Consider the following 1,075-nt stretch of genomic DNA (forward strand, 5'->3'; position numbering starts at 1 on the left):
TACGGAGTGCCGGGCGTAACACTTTCTCCCGGATCTCATGCTCCAGCTTCCGAAGAGATTTTTCCTTTTCATGCTGACAGGACACAACGACCGTATCCAGACGGACAGGTCTGTCATCTTCGTATTCCACGGTCACCTGTGCCTTTCCGTCTGGCAGGATTCCCGTGATATATCCACTTCTGCGGCTTGCAGACAGTTCCCTCACAATGCGGTTCGCCAAAACCACTGGCATTGGCATGAGCTGCGGCGTCTCATCACAGGCGTAGCCAATCATGATGCCCTGATCCCCGGCACCGCTGGCAAGTCCGCTCTGAACAGAAACAGTCCCTGCCCTTCGTTCTCTGGATCTCTCCACTGCCCCGGCGATATCCGGACTCTGTTTGTGGATGAGGGCATCCATGTGGATTTCCTCTGCTTCATAGCCTGCACTCTCCAGCACCTTTTTGATGATTTCAAACACCTGTGGCTCAAATCGGCTGGTAATCTCTCCTGCCACAATGATGTTCCCTTTGGTCGCCAGCACCTCGCAGGCCACCCTGGAATTTTCGTCCTCTTTCAGACACGCATCCAGAATACTGTCTGCGATCAGGTCGCAGAGCTTATCCGGATGTCCTTCCGTTACGGATTCTGCTGTATAAAATCGTTTCATAATCGTTACCATCCTTTCTAACGAGTCAAAGCTCGTTATCACATAAGTAAATAGATCCAGCAGAAAGCACTCCTTTTGGAACACTTCCTGCCGGATCTTGGTTGTGAGCTGTCTCACATTCTGCACTTTTCGGGGGCTTTCAGACACTTTTCGCTGAAATACTCCCAATACATAACATCACATAATCTCTCTGTTTTGAACACTTTCCATCCTGTACAGCCATTATTTGTCTCATTTTCCGCACTTTTAGGGGATTTTCAGACACTTTTTCTGTCAGGGCATTGGCAGATAGGCCGTAGAGTATAACCAAAGTTCCCTCTTTTGAACACGTTTCCCACCTGAATACACCTGGCACACATCCCTGCTATACTCCCCTGTTTTGAACACATCCCTGCCCGTGCGGTCATTATTTGTCTCATTTTCTGC

Annotated in this window: 1 protein-coding gene; it reads right to left on the minus strand. The window is 49.4% G+C overall.

Annotated elements, in window-relative coordinates; all coding sequences use genetic code 11:
• Nucleotides 1-649, minus strand: a 649-nt coding sequence (locus LIQ05_RS19265; RefSeq protein ID WP_318289604.1) for an S-adenosylmethionine synthetase N-terminal domain-containing protein, incomplete at its 3' end; no start/stop codon positions are given.
• Between the last annotated feature and the right edge of the window lie 426 nt (nt 650-1,075).

Source organism: Blautia glucerasea (assembly GCF_020537505.1).
Lineage (GTDB): Bacteria > Bacillota > Clostridia > Lachnospirales > Lachnospiraceae > Blautia_A.